This is a genomic window from Streptomyces sp. NPDC058872, assembly GCF_042743065.1.
Taxonomy (GTDB): domain Bacteria; phylum Actinomycetota; class Actinomycetes; order Streptomycetales; family Streptomycetaceae; genus Streptomyces.
This window is the reverse complement of the sequence record NZ_JBHYMK010000050.1, coordinates 29,627-50,355: the sequence shown is the minus strand read 5'-3', so window position 1 is coordinate 50,355 and position 20,729 is coordinate 29,627. Positions and strand designations below refer to the sequence as shown.

The window sequence follows — 20,729 nt, the reverse complement described above, 5'->3', positions numbered from 1 at the left end:
TCCCCCCGTCCTTCCGGTCGCGGCTCCGGCCGTCCGCCTCTCGGCCTCCCGGGCCGGGAGCCGTCCCGGCCCGGGCACCACGGGGCCCGGCCTCAGACGGCTCCCGCGCCCGTCAGGGCCCGCACCTCGGTTTCCGCTTGCCGTGCCTCATCCGGCGGTTCGGGTGAGGTGACCGTGCCGATCCACCCTGCGAGGAAACCGAGCGGAATGGAGACCACGCCGGGGTTCTGCAGGGGGAAGAGGTGGAAGTCGAGGCCCGGGAACAACGACTCCGGGCTGCCCGACACGACCGGGGACAGCAGGACGAGCAGCACCGCCGGCACCAGCCCTCCGTATACCGACCAGACCGCCCCCCGGGTGGTGAACTTCCTCCAGAAGAGCGAGAAGAGCAGCACCGGCAGGTTGGCGGAGGCCGCCACCGCAAAGGCCAGACCGACGAGGAAGGCCACGTTCAAGTCACGGGCGAGGAGTCCGAGGCCGATTGCCGCGGCGCCGATCCCCGCGGCGGCGATGCGGGCCACCGCCACCTCGCTGTGGGGTTCGGTACGCCGACGGCGCAGCGAGGCGTACAGGTCGTGGGCGACGGAAGCCGAGGAAGCCAGCGTGATCCCCGCGACGACGGCGAGGATCGTCGCGAAGGCAACGGCTGCGACGACCGCGAAGAGCACCGTGCCACCGGTGGAACCAGCGCCTCCACCGAGATCGAGGGCCAGCAGCGGTACGGCCGTGTTCCCCGAGGCATGGGAGGCACGGACCTGATCGGAGCCGATCAGCGCGGCCGCCCCGAAGCCGAGCACGATGGTCATCAGATAGAAACTGCCGATGAGTCCGATGGACCAGATGACGGAGTGACGGGCCGCCCGGGCGGTCGGCACGGTGTAGAAGCGGGACAGGATGTGCGGCAGTCCCGCCGTACCGAGGACCAGGGCAAGACCGAGGCTGATGAAATCGAGACGGGCCGTCCAGTCACCGCCGTAGCGGAGCCCGGGGGCGAGGAAGTCCGGCCCGTGCCCACTGCGTTCGGCCGCGGTGGAGAGCAAGCCGTTCACATCGCCGTGGAACCGGAGCAGCACGAGGACGGTCAGCGCGATGGTGCCCGCCATGAGCAGGACCGCCTTGACGATCTGGATCCAGGTGGTGGCCCGCATCCCGCCGAGCGACACGTAGATCACCATCAGTGCCCCCACGCCGATCACGGTCCAGGAGCGCGCCGCCTCGCTGGAACCGCCGAGCAGCAGTGCCACCAGGCTTCCGGCACCCACCATCTGGGCCACCAGGTACAGCACGGAGACGGCGACCGAGGAGGTGCCGGCGGCGATCCGCACCGGGCGCTCCGCCATCCGTGCGGCGATGACGTCGGCCAGGGTGAACCGTCCGCAGTTGCGGACCAGTTCCGCCACCAGCAGGAGGACGACCAACCAGGCGACGAGGAAGCCGACGGAGTAGAGCATCCCGTCGTAGCCGTAGAGGGCGATCAGCCCGGAGATGCCGAGGAAGGAGGCCGCGGACATGTAGTCCCCGGCAATGGCGAAGCCGTTCTCCAACGGAGAGAACAGCCGCCCTCCGGCGTAGAACTCCTCGGCCGATCCCTGTCTCCGACGACTCACCCACGTGGTGATTCCCAGGGTCACGGCGACGAAGAGGCTGAACAGCACGAGTGCCAGGGTCTGATGGCTTCCGGTCACGGCTGCGCCACCCCTCGGGTCATCTCCTGGGTGTCCCAGCGCAGGTCCAGCGCCGCCCGATCCCTGCGCAGTCGCGCATGGCGGGCATACGCCCAGGTCAGCAGAAAGGTGCTGAGGAACTGCCCGAGTCCCGCGACCATGGCCACGTTGACCACGCCGGCGACCGGCCGGGCCATCAGACCGGGCGCGGCAATGGCGGCCACCACGTAAGCGAGGTACCAGAGGAGGAACGCCAGAGTGGCGGGAAAGACGAACCGGCGGTAGCGACGGCGCACCTCCTGGAAGGCAGGGCTGCGCTGGACTTCCAGATAGATCTCGGCCGCGCCCTGGACCCGCTGCTCCGGCACCGTGTCGAGCCGACCGTCACGGGGCCTCCCGGCTCCCGCGCCTCCGTCCAGCTCGGAGGCTGCCGCGTCGTACCAGGGGTCGTCCACGGTCAACGCCGAAGCGCCGCGCCCCTGTTGCTTGTCCACCTGCTCCACCGACCAACTCTCCTTGTCAGCGAACCGTTTCGGCCGCGTGCCCAAGGATGGACAGAGCGGGAAGATCCCGGACTCTTCTCCTCCCTCTCTTCACCCCATCAGGTGACTCTTTTCCCGGGCGGCCCGACCGGGCCGTGCCGATGTGCGTGTCCACGGCCCGCTCTCGATCGTGGACCGGTCTCGCGGAGAGCTCGTCGGTGCGGGGTTCACCTCGACTGCGGGCGTCCGCAGCGGTCGGGGGAGATCCTGCTCGAACGGTCCGCCCACCGGATGCACCACTGGCTTTGCCATCCGGCCCGTGACCCCGTCCACAGGCGGCCGGACCGGGGCCGCCACCGGATGCACCCCTACCCTCCGCAGCGATTCCGCCGCGGAGGGTAAGGGTCGTTGTCACCGCCCCCGGGGCGAAGCGCTTCCCCCGGCTGCGGGGGAAGCGCCCGGGCGCACGTCAGGCGTCGATGCGCGAGCGGTCGAGGGTCGCCGCGGAACCGGTGATGAACTCCTTGCGGGGTGCCACGTCATTGCCCATGAGCAGGTCGAAGACCTGCTCAGCCGCTTCCAGGTCGCCGATGTTGATGCGGCGCAGGGTGCGGTGGCGCGGGTCCATCGTGGTTTCCGCGAGCTGATCGGCGTCCATCTCGCCCAGGCCCTTGTAGCGCTGGATGGAGTCCTTGTAGCGGACCCCCTTGCGCTGGAACTCCATGAGGGTCTGGCGGAGCTCGTTGTCCGAGTACGTGTAGACGTACTTGTCCTGGCCCCTCTTGGGCTGGACCAGTTCGATCCGGTGCAGGGGCGGCACCGCGGCGAAGACCCGTCCGGCTTCGACCATGGGCCGCATGTACCGCTGGAAGAGCGTGAGCAGCAGACAGCGGATATGGGCCCCGTCAACATCGGCGTCGACCAGGAGCACGATCTTGCCGTAACGGGCGGCGTCGATGTCGAAGGTGCGTCCCGAGCCCGCTCCTATGACCTGGATGATCGCGCCGCACTCGGCGTTCTTGAGCATGTCCGAGACGGACGACTTCTGAACGTTGAGGATCTTGCCGCGAATGGGCAGCAGGGCTTGGAACTCGCTGTTCCGCGCGAGCTTGGCCGTGCCGAGCGCCGAGTCCCCCTCGACGATGAAGAGCTCACTGCGCTCCACGTCGTCACTGCGGCAGTCCGCCAGCTTGGCCGGGAGCGAGGAGGATTCCAGCGCGGTCTTCCTGCGCTGCGCCTCCTTGTGCTGACGGGCCGCGATCCGGGTGCGCGCCGCGGCGACGGCCTTCTCCAGCACGGCACGGGCCTGCGCCTTGGCGTCCCGCTTGGTGGAGGTGAGGAATGCCTTGAGCTCCTTGGCCACCACGTTCGCCACGATCCGACGGGCGGCGGAGGTACCGAGGATCTCCTTGGTCTGCCCCTCGAACTGCGGCTCGGCGAGACGGACCGTCACGACGGCCGTGAGCCCCTCCAGGGCGTCGTCCTTGACGATGTCGTCCTCGGCGACGCGCAGCAGCTTGGCCGAGCGCAGCACCTCGTTCACCGTCTTGGTGACGGCCTGCTCGAAGCCGGAGACGTGGGTGCCGCCCTTGGGCGTGGCGATGATGTTGACGAAGGACTTGACCGTGCTGTCGTAGCCGGTGCCCCAGCGCAGGGCAACGTCGACGGCGAGCTCCCGGGTGACCTCGGTCGGGGTCATGTGGCCGCGCTCGTCGAGGACCGGGACCGTCTCCTTGAAGGTGCCGTGCCCGGTGAGGCGCTGGATGTCACAGACCGCCCTGTCCTGCGCCAGGTACTCGCAGAACTCGCTGATGCCCCCGTCGAAGCGGAAGGTCTCTTCGCTCTTGCCCACGTCGGCGAGGTCCCGCTCGTCGCGGACGACGATGGTGAGCCCGGGCACGAGGAAGGCGGTCTGCCGGGCGCGCTGGTGGAGCGTCTCCAGGGAGAGCTTGGCGTCCTTGAGGAAGATCTGGCGATCCGCCCAGTACCGGACGCGCGTACCGGTGCGCGCCTTGGGGATGCGCTTGCCCTTGACGAGTCCGTTGCCCGGATCGAAGGGGCTGTCGGGGCCCTGCTCCGTGAAGACGCCCGGCACTCCCCGGCGGAAGCTGATCGAGTGGGTCGCGCTGTTCCGGTCGACCTCCACGTCGAGGCGGGCCGACAGGGCGTTCACCACGGAGGCGCCCACGCCGTGCAGACCGCCCGAAGCCGCGTACGAGCCGCCGCCGAACTTTCCTCCGGCGTGCAGCTTGGTCATCACGACCTCGACGCCGGAGAGGCCGGTCTTCGGCTCGACGTCGACCGGAATGCCCCGACCGTTGTCCCGAACCTCGACGGAACCGTCTTCGTGGAGGACGACCTCGATGTGATCGCAGTAGCCACCGAGGGCCTCGTCGACCGAATTGTCGATGATCTCCCAGATGCAGTGCATGAGGCCGCGGCTGTCGGTGGACCCGATGTACATGCCGGGGCGCTTGCGAACCGCTTCGAGCCCTTCGAGTACGAGCAGGTGCCGCGCGGTGTAGTTGGAACCGTCACGGTCTGCGGTCAGCAGCGCACTGGACGGCACGGACGTTTCGGCGGTCACGCGGTTCGCTCCTCGCTGAATTTGAAATCTGGCCCGGTGGGGTAAGGCCCGGCTTCGGCCACCGCTCAGAGGGTACCGATGCCTGGTAGAGCCGTTGTCACGCCACCCTCCCCGATTCCCCATGCTAGTCCAGCCTCGTATGAATGTTCGATCCCTCGATGGGGTGACGCAAACATCACGTTCCCTTCCAGGCATGAACCATTTAGGCTCCGGGCACGTCCTCATGAACAACCGGCAACCCCGCCGGGAGGGCTAACCGACACAAGCAACGCGAAATCCGTAGAGCGAAGCAATACGGCTCATTCGCCGCCAACCGGCAGCAGACAGCCACCTTGGGAAGAAGTTTCAAGAAAAAGCCGCGAGCGGGAACGTTTCCGGCCTGGTTGGATGTTGACCCTGGTACGACAGCTCGTCGAGCTAGAGAAGAGGCGACGTGACTACTGTTCTGACCCCCGCGACCCCCCTGACGGCCGCCGACCGATGCGACCGCTGCGGCGCCCAGGCGTACCTGCGCGTCGTCCTGACCAGCGGAGGTGACTTGCTCTTCTGCGCCCATCACGGACGTAAGTTCGAGCCGGAACTCAAGAAGATCGCCGTTGAGATACAGGATGAGACGGACAGGCTGACGGACGTGCCGGCCCGCACGATGGGCGACGACCACTGACGCCTCGCATCCACGACGAGCCCCGTGCCGGTCGCTGACCGGACGACGGGCGGTCACCCCAGCACTTCGCGGGGTGACCGCCCGCTCTCGTCTCCACCACCCGGGTGCCCGCGTTGCTTCCTTCCGGCTCAGAAGCGTGCCGGAAGCACCGCGGAGACGCGGGTGTAGACCCCCGGGTTCTCCGCCTGACCACAGCCGCTCCCCCAGGACACCAGGCCGACGAGAAGCCCCCCTGCCACCAGCGGTCCTCCGCTATCCCCTTGGCAAGCGTCCTTGCCGCCCCGCGGATCACCTGCACACAGCATCGTCTCGCGCTGGTAGCGGGCACCGAAACCGCCCGGGTAGGCCCGCTCGCACGCGGTGTCCGGCAGCACTTGAACGCGTGCCGTCCGCAGCGCAGAGGCGTAGGACCCGCTGCCGGTCGTATCGCCCCACCCGTAAACGTCCGCCTCCGTTCCGGGCGCGTACGAAGGGTGCTCCGGACCGGCGACGCCGATCACATGGGACTCCGGCAGGGCGCTCGTCAGGGTCAGCACCGCCAGGTCGCCCGCGTTGGTCGTCGGGTCATAGGCAGGGTTGACCCAGGCGTCCGAGATCCGGACCTCCTGCCCTCCCTGTCCGCGCAGCGCCGCACGGCCGGCGATGACCACGAAGTCGCGCACCTCTTGCGGTTCTCCCCCGAGCACCTCGCGCCCCAGACAGTGGGCCGCCGTGAGCACCTTGGTCGGAGCGACGACCACGCCCCCACAGAACTGCCCCGCACGCATACCTCCGAACCGGTCACGGCTGGACAGCGCCACGACCCACGGTGCATCCGTGATCTGGATCGGCCGGCCGCCCACCACGACGCTGTCGGCGACCACGGGACCGGCGCCGACGAGCTGCCCTGCCGCAGCGACGATCAGGCCCAGAGCACCTGTCAATGCTCGGGTGAGGGAACCATGCATGGAGCCTCCTGACTCTCGGGTGATGTTCGTTCACCCAGAGTCCAGCACACGCCTCCGCGATGCACCCGCGCACGGCCGGAAGGGCCCGGTTCCCCTCGGGGAGCCGGGCCCTTCCGCGTGTTGCTCAGCGCCTCGTACGGATCAGTCGAGGTAATCGCGCAGGACCTGCGAGCGCGAGGGGTGGCGGAGCTTCGACATCGTCTTCGACTCGATCTGCCGGATCCGCTCGCGCGTCACTCCGTAGACCTTGCCGATCTCGTCGAGCGTCTTCGGCTGACCATCGGTGAGGCCGAAGCGCATCGAGACGACACCGGCCTCACGCTCGGAAAGCGTGTCGAGGACCGAGTGCAGCTGCTCCTGGAGGAGGGTGAAGCTGACCGCGTCGGCCGGCACGACCGCCTCGGAGTCCTCGATGAGGTCACCGAACTCGCTGTCGCCGTCCTCGCCCAGAGGCGTGTGGAGGGAAATCGGCTCACGGCCGTACTTCTGGACCTCGATGACCTTCTCGGGGGTCATGTCGAGTTCCTTGGCCAGCTCCTCCGGGGTGGGCTCGCGGCCCAGGTCCTGAAGCATCTGGCGCTGCACGCGCGCGAGCTTGTTGATGACCTCGACCATGTGCACCGGGATGCGGATGGTGCGGGCCTGGTCCGCCATGGCTCGGGTGATCGCCTGACGGATCCACCACGTGGCGTACGTGGAGAACTTGTAGCCCTTGGTGTAGTCGAACTTCTCGACGGCACGGATCAGACCGAGGTTGCCCTCCTGGATGAGGTCCAGGAAGAGCATGCCGCGGCCGGTGTAGCGCTTGGCCAGCGACACCACCAGGCGGAGGTTGGCCTCCAGGAGGTGGTTCTTGGCCCGACGTCCGTCCTCGGCGATGATCTCCAGCTCGCGCTTGAGCTTCGGAGCGAGCTTGTCCGAGTTGGCGAGCTTGTCCTCGGCGAACAGGCCGGCCTCGATGCGCTTGGCGAGCTCGACCTCCTGCTCGGCATTGAGCAGCGGGACCTTGCCGATCTGCTTGAGGTAGTCCTTGACCGGGTCGGCGGTGGCACCGGCAACGGCGACCTGCTGCGCCGGAGCGTCGTCCTCGTCCTCGTCGGACAGGACGAAGCCCTTGCTCTCGCCCTCGGTCTCCTCTTCCTCGCCCTTGCCGGGCGCGACGTCCTCGAGCAGCTCCTCGCCCTCGACCAGCTCGTCGGAGTCCTTCTTGGACGTGGTCTTCTTGGCCGCCGTCTTCTTCGCGACGGTCTTCTTGGCGGCCGTCTTCTTGGCGACGGTCTTCTTGGCCGCCGCCTTCTTGGCCGGCGATCCGGTCTCGTCGGCCGGGTCGGCGCCCTCGGTCGCGGAGGCCGAGACGGTGCTCTTCGTCACGGTCGTCCTGGCGGTGACGGTCTTGGTCGCGGTGCGCTTGGCCGGACTCTTCGCTGCGACGCTCTTCCGAGCGCGCTTCGGCGACTCCGCTGCACTGACCATCAGCGTCACACCCTCTTCCTCGAGGATCTGATTGAGGCTGCGCAGAACGTTCTTCCACTGGGTTGGCGGAATCTGGTCGGCTTCGAAGGCCCGACGCACGTCATCGCCGGCGATCTGCCCATCAGCCTTTCCCCGCTCGATGAGCGCCATCACAGACTCGGACTCGGCGATCTCCGGCGGGAGCGTACGGGATGTGCTGGCCGACACGAACAACCTCTCGGAACGATGGAAACGGCTTCCGGCCCCGCTCTGGATCGAGCTGGAGCCGACGACCGTCGACGGGGAATGCGTCGACGGCGCGGGCTGGACCGGGGAACTACACAGCGCCTGTACGGGCCGCTGTATTCCTTCCTCGGCTGTCACCTCTTAGGTCATCGCACGGCCCGGAGGAGTGTTACGCCCAATCTTCGTGGCCCGAGTCACACCTCATTTGCGACGAAGAGGCCAAACCGTCCGATCAGCGAACATTCTCGCGGCTTGGCTCGAACGTCACCCGAACGGAACCCACCCGCCCTGATGACGCTCGGACTCGACGGCGCACTGCACGTGCGCTCTCGCACTCCCGGCCACGGACCGCTGATCAGTGTTCGCGGGGAGCGGGGACGACGCGCTCCACCTCGGGGTGGACCATGAGCAGCTGCCGCATCGCACCCTCGGCTCCGTGGGCGTCCCCGGCGGCGAGCGCATCGACGATCCGGGCGTGGTGGGCCAGACAAGCCTCGCTCGGCCGGTCACAGCCGGTGGCGGGGCCACCCGAAACCTGGAGCGCCGCCGCGACGATCCCGGACAGGTGCTCCAGCATGCGGTTGCCGGCCAGCTGGATGAGGAGGGAGTGGAACTCCGCATCGGCCCGGGAGAAGGTGATGCCGTCCCCCTGGGCGAACGCATGCCCCATGATCTCGACCATGTCGGCGAGGCGCTGCTGCACGTCCTCCCTGCCGTGTCCGGCGGCGAGACGGGCGGCCAGGGGCTCGATCGTCCAGCGCAGCTCGTTCAGCTCGCGACGCTGGTCATCACGCTGCGGCCCGAAGGCCCGCCATTCGATGATGTCGGGGTCGAGCAGGTTCCAGTCGCTGACGGGCCTGACCCGGGTGCCGACGTTCGGGCGGGCGCTGACGAGCCCCTTGGCCTCCAGCACGCGCAGCGACTCGCGCACGACCGTGCGCGAGACCTCGAACCGCTGGCCGATCTCTTCGGGGACGAGTGGACGATCGGCTCCGAGGTCGCCCGAGACGATCATCTGGCCGAGCTGCTGAACCAGCTGGCCGTGGAGGCCGCGCCCCCGGCTCCCGGCAGTCCTGCGACCGACGCGCCCCAGGTCGCCGTCCACCCCCTCCCAGGAGGGCGGCGCCACGCGGGTCGCACCGGGCGCCTCCGCATAGGGGTAGCGGTCGAGATCGCCCGGGGCGCCGAGGCCGGAGTCAACGGGGCGGGCGGCGGTCATCATGGTGTGCGCAAGGGTACTCACGCATCCTTTGTCGGCGTTGCCTCCGGGACCCTTGAGGTCTTTGGTGAAAAGCACACGAAAGGGTGATCGGCACCGCCTGCACAATTGACGATTAATTGGACATTTCCGACATTCTTCAAGGGAGTTGTCCAGTAAACGGAATTATTCAGTGCACGCTCGATCACCAACGGGCCCTGCGTCGAAGGCCGGTGAACGCGTAAGCACAGAGCAGCCCCGTCAACACCAGGGAGAGCGCCACTCCCGCGGGTTGGCCAACGACCCGCAGCGCACCTGCCAACCAGCGGTCCACGGCCGGGGACCACTGCAGTCCGGCGAACCCGCGCAACCGTGCCGGGATTCCGGCTGCCGACCGCACCGACGGTCCGGTCAGCAGCAGTTGCAACAACGGGACGAACGCGATCGGCACTGCGAGGACCGCCGCCACTCCGGCAGCAGCAGCCCTGAACACCCCCGCGCCGAGCACTCCGGCCCATGCGCAGCCGATCACGAGACCCATCCAACTAGCGAACAAAACAGGCCAATTGTCTGGGACGGGGATCGAGTCGGCACCGTAGAAGAGCCACAGGACCTGTAGATCGACACCCACCACGAGCACCCCGAGCACAAGGGCGACGGTCGCCGCCACGACGAGCTTCGCGAAGAGCAGCCCCAGCCTGCGGGGCACGGTTCCGCGCCCCGCGGTGAGGGCGGGATAGCGGTACTCCTCGCCGAACGAGAACGCACCGAGGAGTCCGGCCCCGAGGGCCGCGGGCGGCAACGGGGAAATCGCCGGCCAGCCCGCCAGGACGGCGGGCAGCCCGGCGCGACCGGCACGACCGAGAAGCAGGGCGAGCATGACGGAAACCAGCAGGACTACGGCTGCGACGAGCGCGGTGGACGGCAGGCTGAGAAGGCGGTGGACCTCGTAACGCAGCGGGCGGAGGGGAGAACGCAGCGGCTTGTGGAGCGTGCGCCGCAGCGGGAGCACGGCTTCCCGGCCCGCGTTTCCGGGGAACCGATCGGCGTCCGGGGAAATCCCGGCGCGATCCGGGGAAGCCCCCGCACGCTCCTTGGCCTTCCCTGGCTCCTCAACGACTGAAACGCGTCCCTGCCGTCCCTTGCCGCCCCCGCGCCCCGCAGCCACGACACCGCCGCTGCCCTCATCGGCGAGGCGGTGGATCGGCACTCCGTGTCGGAACGCAGTGTCGCCGATGGCAGCACAGTCACTGCCGTAGACGGACAGGCCGTTGCCCGCCTCGACGACGACCTCCACCGCGCGGCGGGCCGCCCTGGCCTCCTGTGCCACGGCCGAGGCCAAACGTGCGGCGTGCGGGCTCGTGACGATGACCCGGGGGCGCAGTCGGGTGCGGGCGAACTCCTCGGCATCCTGATCCGCAAGGAGCCGGCCGCCCTCGAGGGCAACGATCCGATCGGCATTGCGGGCCGCGTCCTTGGGGTCCTGCGTCGTGTAGAGCACGGTTCCCCCTCCGACGGCATGCCTCCGGAGGAGTTCGTGCAGCGCGGCCCCTTCCGAGGCGGAAAGCCCTGCACCGGGTTCGTCGAGCAGGAGGGTGTGCGGGTCGCCCGACAAGGCCGAGGCAAGACCGAGGAAGCGGTCTGCGCCGAGCGGCAGGGTACCGATCCTGCAGTGCTCCAACCCCGTGAGACCGACGGCCCGCAACAACCCCTCGGCGCGCGATGCGGGAGCGCCCGTGGCAGCACAGAGCATGCGGAGTTGCCCTCGGGCCGTGCGAGAAGGATGCCCTGGAACGTCACCGAGGAGCACCCCGACTTCCCGCGCGGGATGGGCGATGCGGTGCAGCGGACGGCCTCGGAAGTAAGTGATCCCCCGGCCCGGCTCGAGTTCGAGCATGAGCCGCAGAGCGGTGCTCTTGCCCGACCCCCGGGGGCCGAGGAGAGCCGTCACGGCACCCGGCCGGGCCTCAAGGGTCAGATCGTGCAGGACGGGCGGTCGATCGCGGCGGGGGGCGCTGGTCAGTCCGATTGCCTGGAGCATCGCTTCTCTCGCGGTAGGTGACACCGCTCCGCGGCAGGGCGGCGCTACCGCAGCAAGATAGCGTCATATTTCGGACTTTCAGTGCAAGGTTGACGCTCAGGAGCGGCGAACGACCATGGACCTCAGACCTCGGGACGCAGCATCGGCGGGTTGAGCAGAGTCGCCCCACCTGCCCGGAAGAGTTGCGCGGGCCGTCCGCCCTGACGGGTCGTGGTGCCACCGGCAGGAACCAGGAATCCGGGCGTGCCGGTCACCTTGCGATGGAAGTTGCGCGGGTCGAGGGACACGCCCCAGACGGCTTCGTAGACGCGCCGCAGCTCTCCGACCGTGAACTCCGGAGGGCAGAAGGCGGTGGCCAGGGAGGAATATTCGATCTTCGATCGGGCCCGCTCCACACCATCCGTGAGGATCCGGGCGTGGTCGAAGGCAAGCGCCCCCGGCCCGTCGTCGACCACAGCACCCTCGCCCTCCCGGAGGAGTTCCTCGACCGGGGCCCACCGCGCACTGTTGGCATCGCCCCCCGCTCGTGGAGCAGGAAGATCAGGAGCCAGGGCGAGGTGCGCAACGCTCACGACCCTCATGCGCGGGTCGCGGTCGGGCGCCCCGTAGGTCGCCAGCTGCTCCAGGTGCGCACCGTTGCTCGGTACCGGCGACGGGGCCGCCGGGTCGTGCGCACAGAGGCCGGTCTCCTCCACCAGTTCCCGCGCAGCAGCGGCACCGAGGTCTTCCTCGGCCCGTACGAAACCGCCTGGCAGCGCCCAGTACCCCTGGAACGGCTCCTCTCCTCGCCGCACGACCAGGGTGCAGAGCGCGTGTCGGCGCACGGTGAGCACGACCAGATCGACGGTGACGGCGAAGGGCGGAAAGGCCGACGGGTCGTAGGGAGGCATGCCGCGATCATAGTCGTCTTCCTGACGATAAACACGCCCGGTGGAAGCATCGACCACGGCATCCCTCCCACTCCGCGAAGCTGCCCCGGCCTCTGCACCCGGCATCCGTCACACCCCCAGTTGAAGACCTTCTGCGGCCTCCTCGACCATACCGAGCCCCAGCCTGCCGACCCTTACTGCGAAGGGTTCGCCCCCCACCCTGAGCCCTGCAAATCGGATCGCCCCGAGCGGGGCGGAGGCCAACGGGTGCAGCGACACCGAACGGCCCGGCACGTCCGGCCTGATTCCGGCAAGGGCCAGGAGGGACTGGAGCGCTCCCGCAGCAGCAACGGCGGCCGGTCGGCACGCAGCCGGATGCGGAACCGGGTGTGCACCAGCAGTCCGCTGCTCGCCCGCGTACATCTCGGGAAGCCGATGGCCGAAGGCCTCCGCCGCATCGAGCAGCCCTCTCAGCAGCGAGCTGGCTTCCCTTTCCTGACCTGTTGCGGCAAGGGCCGCCACGGCGACCGCCGTCTCGTGCACCCGGACCGCACCCGCCCGGTGACCGAACGGATTGTGGCCCGGCTCTCTCGTGCCGAGTCCCCTCACTCCCCATCCCGAGTCGAGCATGGGCGTGGCCAACAGTCTGACCACTTGTTCGGACTCGCTCTTGTCCAAGAGGCCGGTCGCATACCGACCGCCCCCCAACAGTCCCGTGTCGAGCAGATGGGCGACCCAGCCTCCGAGTTGCGCCCGCTTGGAGCCGTCGGCCATGAGGACGGCAGCAGGGCGGCCTCCGGCCGGATCGTCGAGCCAGAACTCGCGCCGAAACCTTTCGCGCATGACCTTGGCGACGTCGAGCAGGGCCTCTCCGCCGGGTTTCCCACAGGCATCGAGCAGGTCGGCACCGAGCAGGGCAGCGCGGTGCGCATGCGCCTGTGTTTCTGCACGCCAGGGCCCGCCGGGCGTCGGGTCCGGGACGAACCCGTGCCGGACCGCCGTGCGGCGGAGCCAGCCGAGACACCCTTCCGCCAACGGAAGCAACTCCTCCAGGTCCGCTGCGGGGAGTCCCCAACGCCGGGCTTCGGCAAGCACCACGGGAAAGGCGAGGGTGGCCTCGATGCCTGTGCAGCGGGGTGGAAGATGGGGGCCTGCATCCCTGAGCGGCCCCTGGATCCGACCGGATTCGTTTCCTTCTCCGGACAGTTGGGCACGACCGAGGGCGCGCAGTGTCGTGGCGGCGAGCCGGGTGCCGAGCGGTAGGCACATGCGGGCTGCCCAGAGCGCCTCGGCAGTGACCGGCCCACATCGCCAGGGCACGCCGGCTGCGAGGTACACGTCCGTCGGGTGGACGGGGCCCCGCTGGAGCAGACCCCTCAGGTCCTCGATCGAGGATTTCAGCAGCTCCCCCGGCCTCGGGTCGTCGCCCTCGGCTCGGGCATCAGCGAAGAGGTGCCCGCCGGGCCGTCCGGACCCCGCGCCCAAGGAGGCGGGAGAACGGACGGCCGACTCCCCGTGCACCCGTAGTCGGAGGACGAAAGTAGCCCCGGGCTGCAGCTCGACCTCCCAGCGCAGGACTCCTGCTGCTGCCAGGGCGTCCATGGGTGGGGGGTCCGCCGTGACGGCGACGGACCGCGCATCGTCCCCGGTCCATCGCAGTCCGGTGCCGTGGACACTCGGGGTGATCTCACGTCCGCCCCTCCCTGAGACGATCGAGCCCAAGTCCGCGAGGTCCGTCCCCAGGGCCAGCTCCACGGGGAGGCGAAGGAGACGGGGAGCGGCGCTGCGCAGGGCGATCCGCTCGCTTCCGTCGGCGCTTCGTGCTCGTTCGACGGTGAGGACGGGATCTGGTCCCGTGTCGCCGGGGGTCCGCAGGACGCCCAGGAAGACCGCTCGGTCAGCAGCCGCCATCCGGCCTTGGAGCGCAACGGGTTCGCGTCCCGCCACGCGCAGGACGCAGCGGGACAGGAGCCGCTTCCCTGCGTGGTAGACGCCCTCGGGTCCTTCACCGGTGAGCTGGCCGTGCCCAGCGCACCAGGTGAGGGCCGGGAGCGCCACGCAGAGCAGCGCGTCGTGCACCGAGGGGAATTCAACGGGCCTCGCCGCGCGCGGTACGGCAGCGCTCGTGTCGGACGTTTGCGCGGAGGAGTACCCGGGCCCCGGTGCAGGTGAAGGTGTGTTCTGGGGGCCGGGGGCCGGAACGGAACGGGGAGCCATGGCGGATGTGGAGTGCTCTCTGTGGGAGCCGGACAGCCGGCGGTACGTCGACGGAAGGGTCCACTCGACTCCGCCAGAGAACTGAACGCGCTTGCAGCCGGTGGGGTCACGGTCGTCATCGACCACTCCTGGAGCCGCGCTGCCCACCGTGACGCGGCGTTCCTCCCGCCGGCCTCCCCGCGGCGGGTCCGCAGGGCCGGACTCCGGCCGCCTCTCGGCGCGCGTTGCCTCCTGCCCGGCGGCCGGGCTTGCCGGGGCCCGGCGGGGTTCCCCGCCTGCCGGCCGCCCTCATCCGGGCCTGTGGGGAAGGCGACGGATTCTCCGGGGCCGAGGTGGTCCGGGCATCGCGTTCGCTCCTGAGACAGGAACGGAGCGACTCCGGGTTGAGTCCTTCGTTGCAGGCCTGGTGCAGAAGGCGGGCGAAGACGTACTCGGGGTCGGCTTGGAGTGCGAGGCCGAGAGCGACCCGGGCGCTCGGTTCGTCGCCGGTGGACCAGGCCGCCCAACCCGCGAGGGTCAGGGGTGCGGCAGCGTGCTCCTGATAGGGGGTGACACAGCGTCGTGCCAGCGCGCGCCAGAGCCGGAGCGCGGCGGTTCCCTCCCAGCCCTCCATCCACTCAGCGGCGCGGTCGCGGGTGACCCGGTCCTGGAGGCCGAGGATCAGTGTGGCCGCTTCCTCATCGGTGATCAGAGCGTCGTCTGCGGCGTCACTCCCCGTCGTGGTGGTGCTGGTCGGCCGCTGGCCGGACCAACGTCCTACGGTCGGTGCGTCGACCGGGCCGGTCGGGTCGTTGCGCGTCCGCGGTTCCCTGGGGCCCTTCTGGTTGGCGAACCGGCGGAGGACCTCACGGGCGAGTTGCAGCGTCACGTCGCGCACCCGTTGCCGCGCCTCCGCTTCGACTCCTTCGAGGAGTTGGGGAACGATCGATGAGGCCGCCGCGTCGAGGGCGGCCCGCTGTTCTTCCCCGCGCCCGTGGCCCGGCCGGAGGCGTGCTTCCATGTCCCGCAGGGAGCCCTGCACCTGCACCCCGGCGTAGGCCGCAGCCGCCGCCATCACCGAGGTGCCACTGAGCGCGAGCGGCGTGCCGTCCGGTGGGCAGCAACGCGTGTCGGGGCAGCAGTACGAGAAGTAGAGTCCGTCGGTGATGCACAGGGCCTCGTAAACGGGGATGTCGAGGGCACCACAGGCCGTACGCAGGCGCTGCGCGAAGGGCTTCAGCCGCTCCATGACGGCACGTCCCGCTTCCCCTGGCCTCGGGTCCTGGCAGAGAAAGGCCACGATGCCGTCCGGTCGGGCACCGGACCGCGTGCCCCCTTCGACGAGACACTCGGCAAGGTGGTCGGCGGTGGACGCCCACTCCTCGGGCGAGCGGGGAATCCCGATCCTGACCCGGCCGCCGAAACGACCGTGCTCTCCGTGCAGGGCGATCAACACGACGGAGTCGCTGGGGTGGAATCCCAGCACGAACGGAAGGGCGTCGGCAAGTTCCGCCGGGCCCCTCAGAGTGATCTGCTGGGTACGGGAGGATCCGCTGTTTTCACGGTGATTCGCGTTCATGGTGAAGACCGTCTCGTGATCTACCGAAATCCGAAACCCCTGTGGATAACTCCCGGATCGCCCGTTCGGTTCGCCATCGGTTTGTCCACGGGTTCGACATGCCATTGGCACGATGTCCGAGCCATCGGGTTGCATGGAGCCATGACCCACGAAGCGTCTCTGGAAGACCGCGCCGCGCTCCGCGCCTCTGCCGATGCCGTGCTCGCCCGTCTCGTCTCCGACCAGACCGGCCAGGCCAGGCTGCGCGAGGACCAGTGGCGAGCCATCGAAGCACTGGTCGCCGACCGGCGCCGAGCACTGGTGGTGCAGCGGACCGGCTGGGGCAAGTCGGCCGTGTACTTCGTGGCGACCTCGCTGCTCCGCGAGCAAGGCGGCGGACCGACCGTGATCGTGTCCCCGCTACTCGCGTTGATGCGCAACCAGGTGGAGGCAGCAGCTCGTGCGGGCATCCGTGCCCGCACGATCAACTCGTCGAACACCGAGGAGTGGCAGACGATCCAGGAAGAAGTGACCGCCGGAGAAGTGGACGTCCTCCTGGTCAGCCCCGAGCGGCTGAACAATCCCGATTTTCGTGACCAGGTGCTGCCCCGGCTGGCCGCCACCACTGGGCTGCTCGTGGTCGACGAGGCACACTGCATCTCGGACTGGGGTCACGACTTCCGACCCGACTACCGTCGGCTTCGGACGATGCTGGCCGACCTCCCGACAGGTGTCCCGGTGCTGGCCACGACCGCGACGGCCAATGCGAGGGTCACGGCGGACGTTGCCGAACAACTCGGCACGGGCGCGGGCACGGACGCCCTCGTGCTGCGCGGCCCCCTCGACCGGGAGAGCTTGAGCCTGGGCGTCGTCGAACTGCCGGACGCAGCACATCGGCTGGCTTGGCTTGCCGACCACCTCGGTGAGCTCCCCGGCTCCGGCATCATCTACACCCTCACCGTTGCCGCGGCCGACGAGGTCACTGGCTACCTGCGCCAGTGCGGACACGCCGTCTCCTCCTATACGGGCAGGACGGAGAACGCCGACCGGGAGCAGGCGGAGAACGACCTCCAGGCCAACCGGGTCAAGGCGCTCGTGGCCACCTCAGCCCTCGGCATGGGCTTCGACAAGCCGGACCTGGGCTTCGTGGTGCACCTCGGTTCGCCGTCCTCCCCGATCGCGTACTACCAGCAGGTCGGCCGGGCCGGGCGAGGAGTGGAGCACGCGGAGGTGTTGCTCCTGCCCGGCCAGGAGGACGAAGCGATCTGGCGGTACTTCGCCTCGGTGGCCTTTCCGGCCGAGGAGCAGGTGCGGCGAACCCTCGACGTACTCGCACACGCGGGCCGACCGCTATCGCTACCTGCGCTGGAGCCGCTGGTGGAGCTGCGGAGGACCCGGCTGGAGATCATGCTCAAAGTACTCGACGTGGACGGTGCGGTGCGCCGGGTGAAGGGGGGTTGGGAAAGCACCGGGCGACCTTGGACGTACGACACCGACCGGTACGCGTGGGTGGCGCGGCAGCGGGCCGCCGAGCAGCAGGCGATGCGCGAGTACGTGGCGGCGACCGGGTGCCGGATGGAATTCCTGCGGCGCCAGCTGGACGACGAGGAGGCCGCCCCGTGCGGTCGCTGTGACAACTGCTCGGGGGCCCGGTTCGACCCGAAGGTGTCCGACGCGGCACTGGACGCGGCGATGGGGGAACTGGGCCGGCCCGGTGTGGAAGTCGAGCCCCGGAAGATGTGGCCCACGGGGCTCCCCGCCGTCGGGGTGGACCTGAAGGGGCGCATCCCTCCCGGGGAGCAAGCACGCGTCGGGCGTGCGGTGGGAAGGCTGTCGGACATCGGCTGGGGCAATCGGCTACGCCCGCTGCTGGCCGACGGCACGCCCGACGCGGTCGTACCGGACGACGTCGTACAGGCGGTGGTGGAGGTACTGGCCGACTGGGCCAAGGGACACGGCGGATGGGCCTCCGGCGCGAGCGACGCACCGGTCAGGCCCGCCGGTGTGGTCACGGTGGCTTCCCGCCGCAAGCCCCGTCTGGTGGAATCGCTCGGGCGGCGGATCTCCGAGGTCGGCAGGATGCCGCTCCTGGGCATGGTGGAGTACGCGCCGGAAGCGGAAGACCTCCACGTCTCTCGGACCAACAGCGCCCAGCGGGTCGTCGGCCTGCAACGGTCCCTGACGGTCCCTCCGGAGCTGGCCGGGCAACTGGCTGCACTCGGTGGACCGGTTCTCCTCGTGGACGATCTCTCTGACACCGGCTGGACACTGGCCGTGGCGGCTCGGTTGCTGTTGCGGGCCGGAGCAGAGGGGGTGTTCCCCCTGGTGCTCGCCGTCCAAGCCTGAGACGCAACAGCCAGAAGTGAGACGAGGGAGGGAACGGGGAGTGAACAATGAGCAACTGGGCAGGGATATGAGTGGCATACCGACTCATTCCCGTCAGCGGTCTCAATTGCTCGTTGCCGCTCGCGCACGGGCCAGCAAGAATTGGGAAACCGCCCCGCACGGCCCGTCAGCGGTCCGGAAGGACTGTGCCGTGGTGCGCCCTCACCCGACCTTGCCCGCTTCGCGGGCGTGTATCCGAAGGGAGGACCGTGACCCTCGGATTCGCTCCGCCCACAGCCGCCCCACCCAGATCGTCGTCCGAGTCCGCCAGCCGCCTCGCCCGGATACTCGAGCCATCCGAGTGGGCAGCGGCCGGAGTTCCCCTGCTTCGCAACCCTCGTGAAGTCGTCAGTGGCCTGCACTCCCGTCACACACCCACCCCCAGGACGGCGGTGCTTGCCGTACTGGACCATGAGGAACGACTCGCCGCCAGCGCTTCGTTCGTCCGACGGCCCGTCGCGGCCGACGGCTGGGAGTTCCGGAATGCGCTTCTCGCGCACCTGCGGCGGGTGATTCCACATGACCTCCGCAGACGCGCGCCGGTTCGGACCGCGGTCCTGTTGTACTGCCGCGAGGGCGACGACCGCTGGACCGAGGAGGACGGGGCCTGGATGTGGGGACTCCGAGACGCGTGCACTCTGCACGGACTCCGCTGTGGCGCGTACATCACGCTGACCAAAGGAGGCTGGCAGGTGCTCGGCGAGGGGCGTGGAGGTCGTCGGCCGAGTTCCGACTCGCAGCCCCTAGCGCTCGGGGAAGGGCCGGACGAGCCGGACCGGCTCGCCCCCAGGATCGCGAGTGGCGCGAGCGACCCCCTGCGCCGAGCTGCCGCACGCTGATCGCACAGCCCCATCGGGCCCCGCCGGACCCGGTGGGGTCCGGCGGAGAGGGCTCGGTCAGACTCCGGCGCCCGCGCCGAGAAGCGCCGTGATGCGCTGTGGGTCGCCGCAGACGACGAGCAGTGCGCCCGCGCACCCCAGGGCGGCCGGAAGAGCCCGGGCCACTGTGGACTCGTCCCCGCCGTTGACGGCGACGATCACCACGGGCCGGGCGGCGGCACGCTCCACCATGGAGGCGTCCGCGAAGAACACGTCGTCACCGGTGTCCTGCTGGGCCCAGTAGGCGTCCTCACCGAAGGACAGCTCATGAGCCGCCCACGGGTGCGGATCACCGGTGGTGAGCACCAGGATTTCGCCCGGCGCCCGTCCACTGTCCAGAAGCAGGTCGAGCGCCTCCTCAGCAGCGTCGAGCGCACCGTCGGCCGGAGCCGGGATCAGCTGGAGCTGCGGGGTGGATGGCTGGTCGGAACGATTCTCCGCGCGCTGCGCCGGAGACGGGCCAGCACCGGGGTGCGGGCGGGGAGTCGGTGCGGCAGGCCTCGCCGGCCCCGGAACGGGACGTCCGGGGCGTGGAGAGGCCGCGGAACGCGGACCGGGTACGGGACGGGGGGTCGACGCGGGGCGGCCGGCAGCCGCGGTGGCGCGGGGACCCTGGGCGCTCTCGTGAATCTGAGACTCCTCGGGGATGAGAGGCATGAATGATGTCTATCAAACGCCGCTGCGCGGAGCACCGGCGGGTGGGCACGCATGTGCACCCCGGCGTCGTGGACGGCCCTTCAACAGGGGTCCACAGCCGGAAGTTCAGAAGTCGAAGCCGAGTTGGCCCCCGCTCTCCAGCGCGGCTGCCTCAGCAGAGAGACGAGCCTTCTTGAGGTGGCGCCACCGGGGCAGCGCGTCCATGTACGACCAGGAGAGTCGGTGGTACGGGGTGGGCCCCCGCTCTTCGAGCGCTGCCTTGTGGACCGGCGAAGGGTAGCCCGCGTTGGCCCCGAAGGCGAACGACGCGTACTCACCGTCCTCGGCCCCCAGCTCAGCCATGAGGGTGTCGCGCCGGACCTTTGCGATGACGGAGGCGGCCGCAACGGCGATGCAGGACCGGTCTCCTTTGATCACCGTACGAACCCGCCAGGGGCTTCCGAGGTAGTCGTGCTTGCCGTCCAGAATGACTGCGTCAGGTCGTACGGGAAGCCCCTCCAGGGCGCGGACGGCCGCGAGCCGCAGCGCCGCCGTCATGCCGAGCTCGTCGATCTCTTGCGGAGAGGCATCACCGAGTGCATACGCGGTGACCCAGCCCTCCAGCTCCGCGGCCAACTGGTTCCGGCGCTTGGGGGTCAGGAGCTTCGAGTCGGTGAGCCCCTCCGGGGGGCGCCGAAGGCCGGTGACTGCCGCACACACCGTGACGGGACCGGCCCATGCTCCGCGTCCGACCTCATCGACACCGGCGACGATCTTGGCGCCGGTGGTGGCTCGGAGCGACCGCTCGACGGTGTGGGTGGGAGGTTCGTACGGCATGGCGCCAGATAGGTTACGCCGCTCGATGCCTCGTGCGACACCCGGATTCCCCACGAGTACCTGGAATTCGACGTGCCCTTGCCTACACG

The 20,729-nt window shown here is 69.4% G+C and carries 15 protein-coding genes; 3 read left to right on the top strand and 12 right to left on the bottom strand.

What is annotated here, in order from left to right; genetic code table 11:
* Positions 1–92: 92 nt before the first annotated feature.
* The 3 genes from ACFW22_RS27000 to ACFW22_RS26990 form a co-directional block, all read right to left on the bottom strand.
* Positions 93–1,685: a cation acetate symporter gene (locus ACFW22_RS27000; protein ID WP_386409274.1), complete on the bottom strand. Its 1,593-nt coding sequence runs from the start codon at positions 1,683–1,685 to the stop codon at positions 93–95.
* Positions 1,682–2,167 (bottom strand): DUF485 domain-containing protein, encoded by a 486-nt coding sequence (locus tag ACFW22_RS26995; RefSeq protein WP_386409272.1) that lies wholly within the window; start codon positions 2,165–2,167, stop codon positions 1,682–1,684. The genes ACFW22_RS27000 and ACFW22_RS26995 overlap by 4 nt, the downstream gene beginning before the upstream one ends.
* Positions 2,168–2,615: 448 nt before the next feature.
* Entirely contained in the window at positions 2,616–4,733 is a 2,118-nt protein-coding gene (locus tag ACFW22_RS26990; RefSeq protein WP_386409270.1) for a type IIA DNA topoisomerase subunit B, read from the bottom strand.
* Between the two features lie 433 nt (positions 4,734–5,166).
* Here ACFW22_RS26990 and ACFW22_RS26985 point away from each other — a divergent pair, with 433 nt between their 5' ends.
* Positions 5,167–5,397, top strand: coding sequence for a hypothetical protein (locus ACFW22_RS26985; protein WP_384884854.1), 231 nt, complete (start codon positions 5,167–5,169; stop codon positions 5,395–5,397).
* Positions 5,398–5,525: 128 nt separating this feature from the next.
* On the opposite strand, the gene ACFW22_RS26980 is transcribed toward ACFW22_RS26985, so the two are convergent.
* The 7 genes from ACFW22_RS26980 to ACFW22_RS26950 form a co-directional block, all read right to left on the bottom strand.
* Positions 5,526–6,344, bottom strand: coding sequence for a S1 family serine peptidase (locus tag ACFW22_RS26980; protein WP_386409268.1), 819 nt, complete (start codon positions 6,342–6,344; stop codon positions 5,526–5,528).
* Between the two features lie 141 nt (positions 6,345–6,485).
* On the bottom strand, positions 6,486–8,024 hold the full coding sequence (locus ACFW22_RS26975) for an RNA polymerase sigma factor (RefSeq protein ID WP_386409266.1): 1,539 nt from the start codon (positions 8,022–8,024) through the stop codon (positions 6,486–6,488).
* A 373-nt stretch (positions 8,025–8,397) separates the two neighbouring features.
* Positions 8,398–9,285 carry a FadR/GntR family transcriptional regulator gene (locus ACFW22_RS26970; protein WP_386409264.1) on the bottom strand — a complete coding sequence of 296 codons (888 nt, stop codon included), beginning with the start codon at positions 9,283–9,285 and terminating at the stop codon, positions 8,398–8,400.
* 160 nt (positions 9,286–9,445) lie between these two features.
* Positions 9,446–11,281 (bottom strand): ATP-binding cassette domain-containing protein, encoded by a 1,836-nt coding sequence (locus ACFW22_RS26965; protein ID WP_386409262.1) that lies wholly within the window; start codon positions 11,279–11,281, stop codon positions 9,446–9,448.
* Between the two features lie 122 nt (positions 11,282–11,403).
* Positions 11,404–12,171, bottom strand: a complete 768-nt coding sequence (locus ACFW22_RS26960; protein ID WP_386409261.1) for an NUDIX domain-containing protein — start codon at positions 12,169–12,171, stop codon at positions 11,404–11,406.
* A gap of 108 nt (positions 12,172–12,279) precedes the next feature.
* Positions 12,280–14,367, bottom strand: coding sequence for a glycogen debranching N-terminal domain-containing protein (locus ACFW22_RS26955; protein WP_386409260.1), 2,088 nt, complete (start codon positions 14,365–14,367; stop codon positions 12,280–12,282).
* Between the two features lie 115 nt (positions 14,368–14,482).
* Positions 14,483–15,925, bottom strand: a complete 1,443-nt coding sequence (locus ACFW22_RS26950; RefSeq protein WP_386409258.1) for a DUF4192 domain-containing protein — start codon at positions 15,923–15,925, stop codon at positions 14,483–14,485.
* Positions 15,926–16,066: 141 nt separating this feature from the next.
* Here ACFW22_RS26950 and ACFW22_RS26945 point away from each other — a divergent pair, with 141 nt between their 5' ends.
* Positions 16,067–18,250: a RecQ family ATP-dependent DNA helicase gene (locus tag ACFW22_RS26945; RefSeq protein ID WP_386409256.1), complete on the top strand. Its 2,184-nt coding sequence runs from the start codon at positions 16,067–16,069 to the stop codon at positions 18,248–18,250.
* Between the two features lie 248 nt (positions 18,251–18,498).
* On the top strand, positions 18,499–19,128 hold the full coding sequence (locus tag ACFW22_RS26940; protein ID WP_386409254.1) for a hypothetical protein: 630 nt from the start codon (positions 18,499–18,501) through the stop codon (positions 19,126–19,128).
* A gap of 57 nt (positions 19,129–19,185) precedes the next feature.
* Here ACFW22_RS26940 and ACFW22_RS26935 read toward each other — a convergent pair whose 3' ends face one another.
* On the bottom strand, positions 19,186–19,824 hold the full coding sequence (locus ACFW22_RS26935; protein WP_386409252.1) for a hypothetical protein: 639 nt from the start codon (positions 19,822–19,824) through the stop codon (positions 19,186–19,188).
* Positions 19,825–19,929: 105 nt separating this feature from the next.
* Positions 19,930–20,640 carry a ribonuclease HII gene (locus ACFW22_RS26930; RefSeq protein ID WP_386409250.1) on the bottom strand — a complete coding sequence of 237 codons (711 nt, stop codon included), beginning with the start codon at positions 20,638–20,640 and terminating at the stop codon, positions 19,930–19,932.
* Between the last annotated feature and the right edge of the window lie 89 nt (positions 20,641–20,729).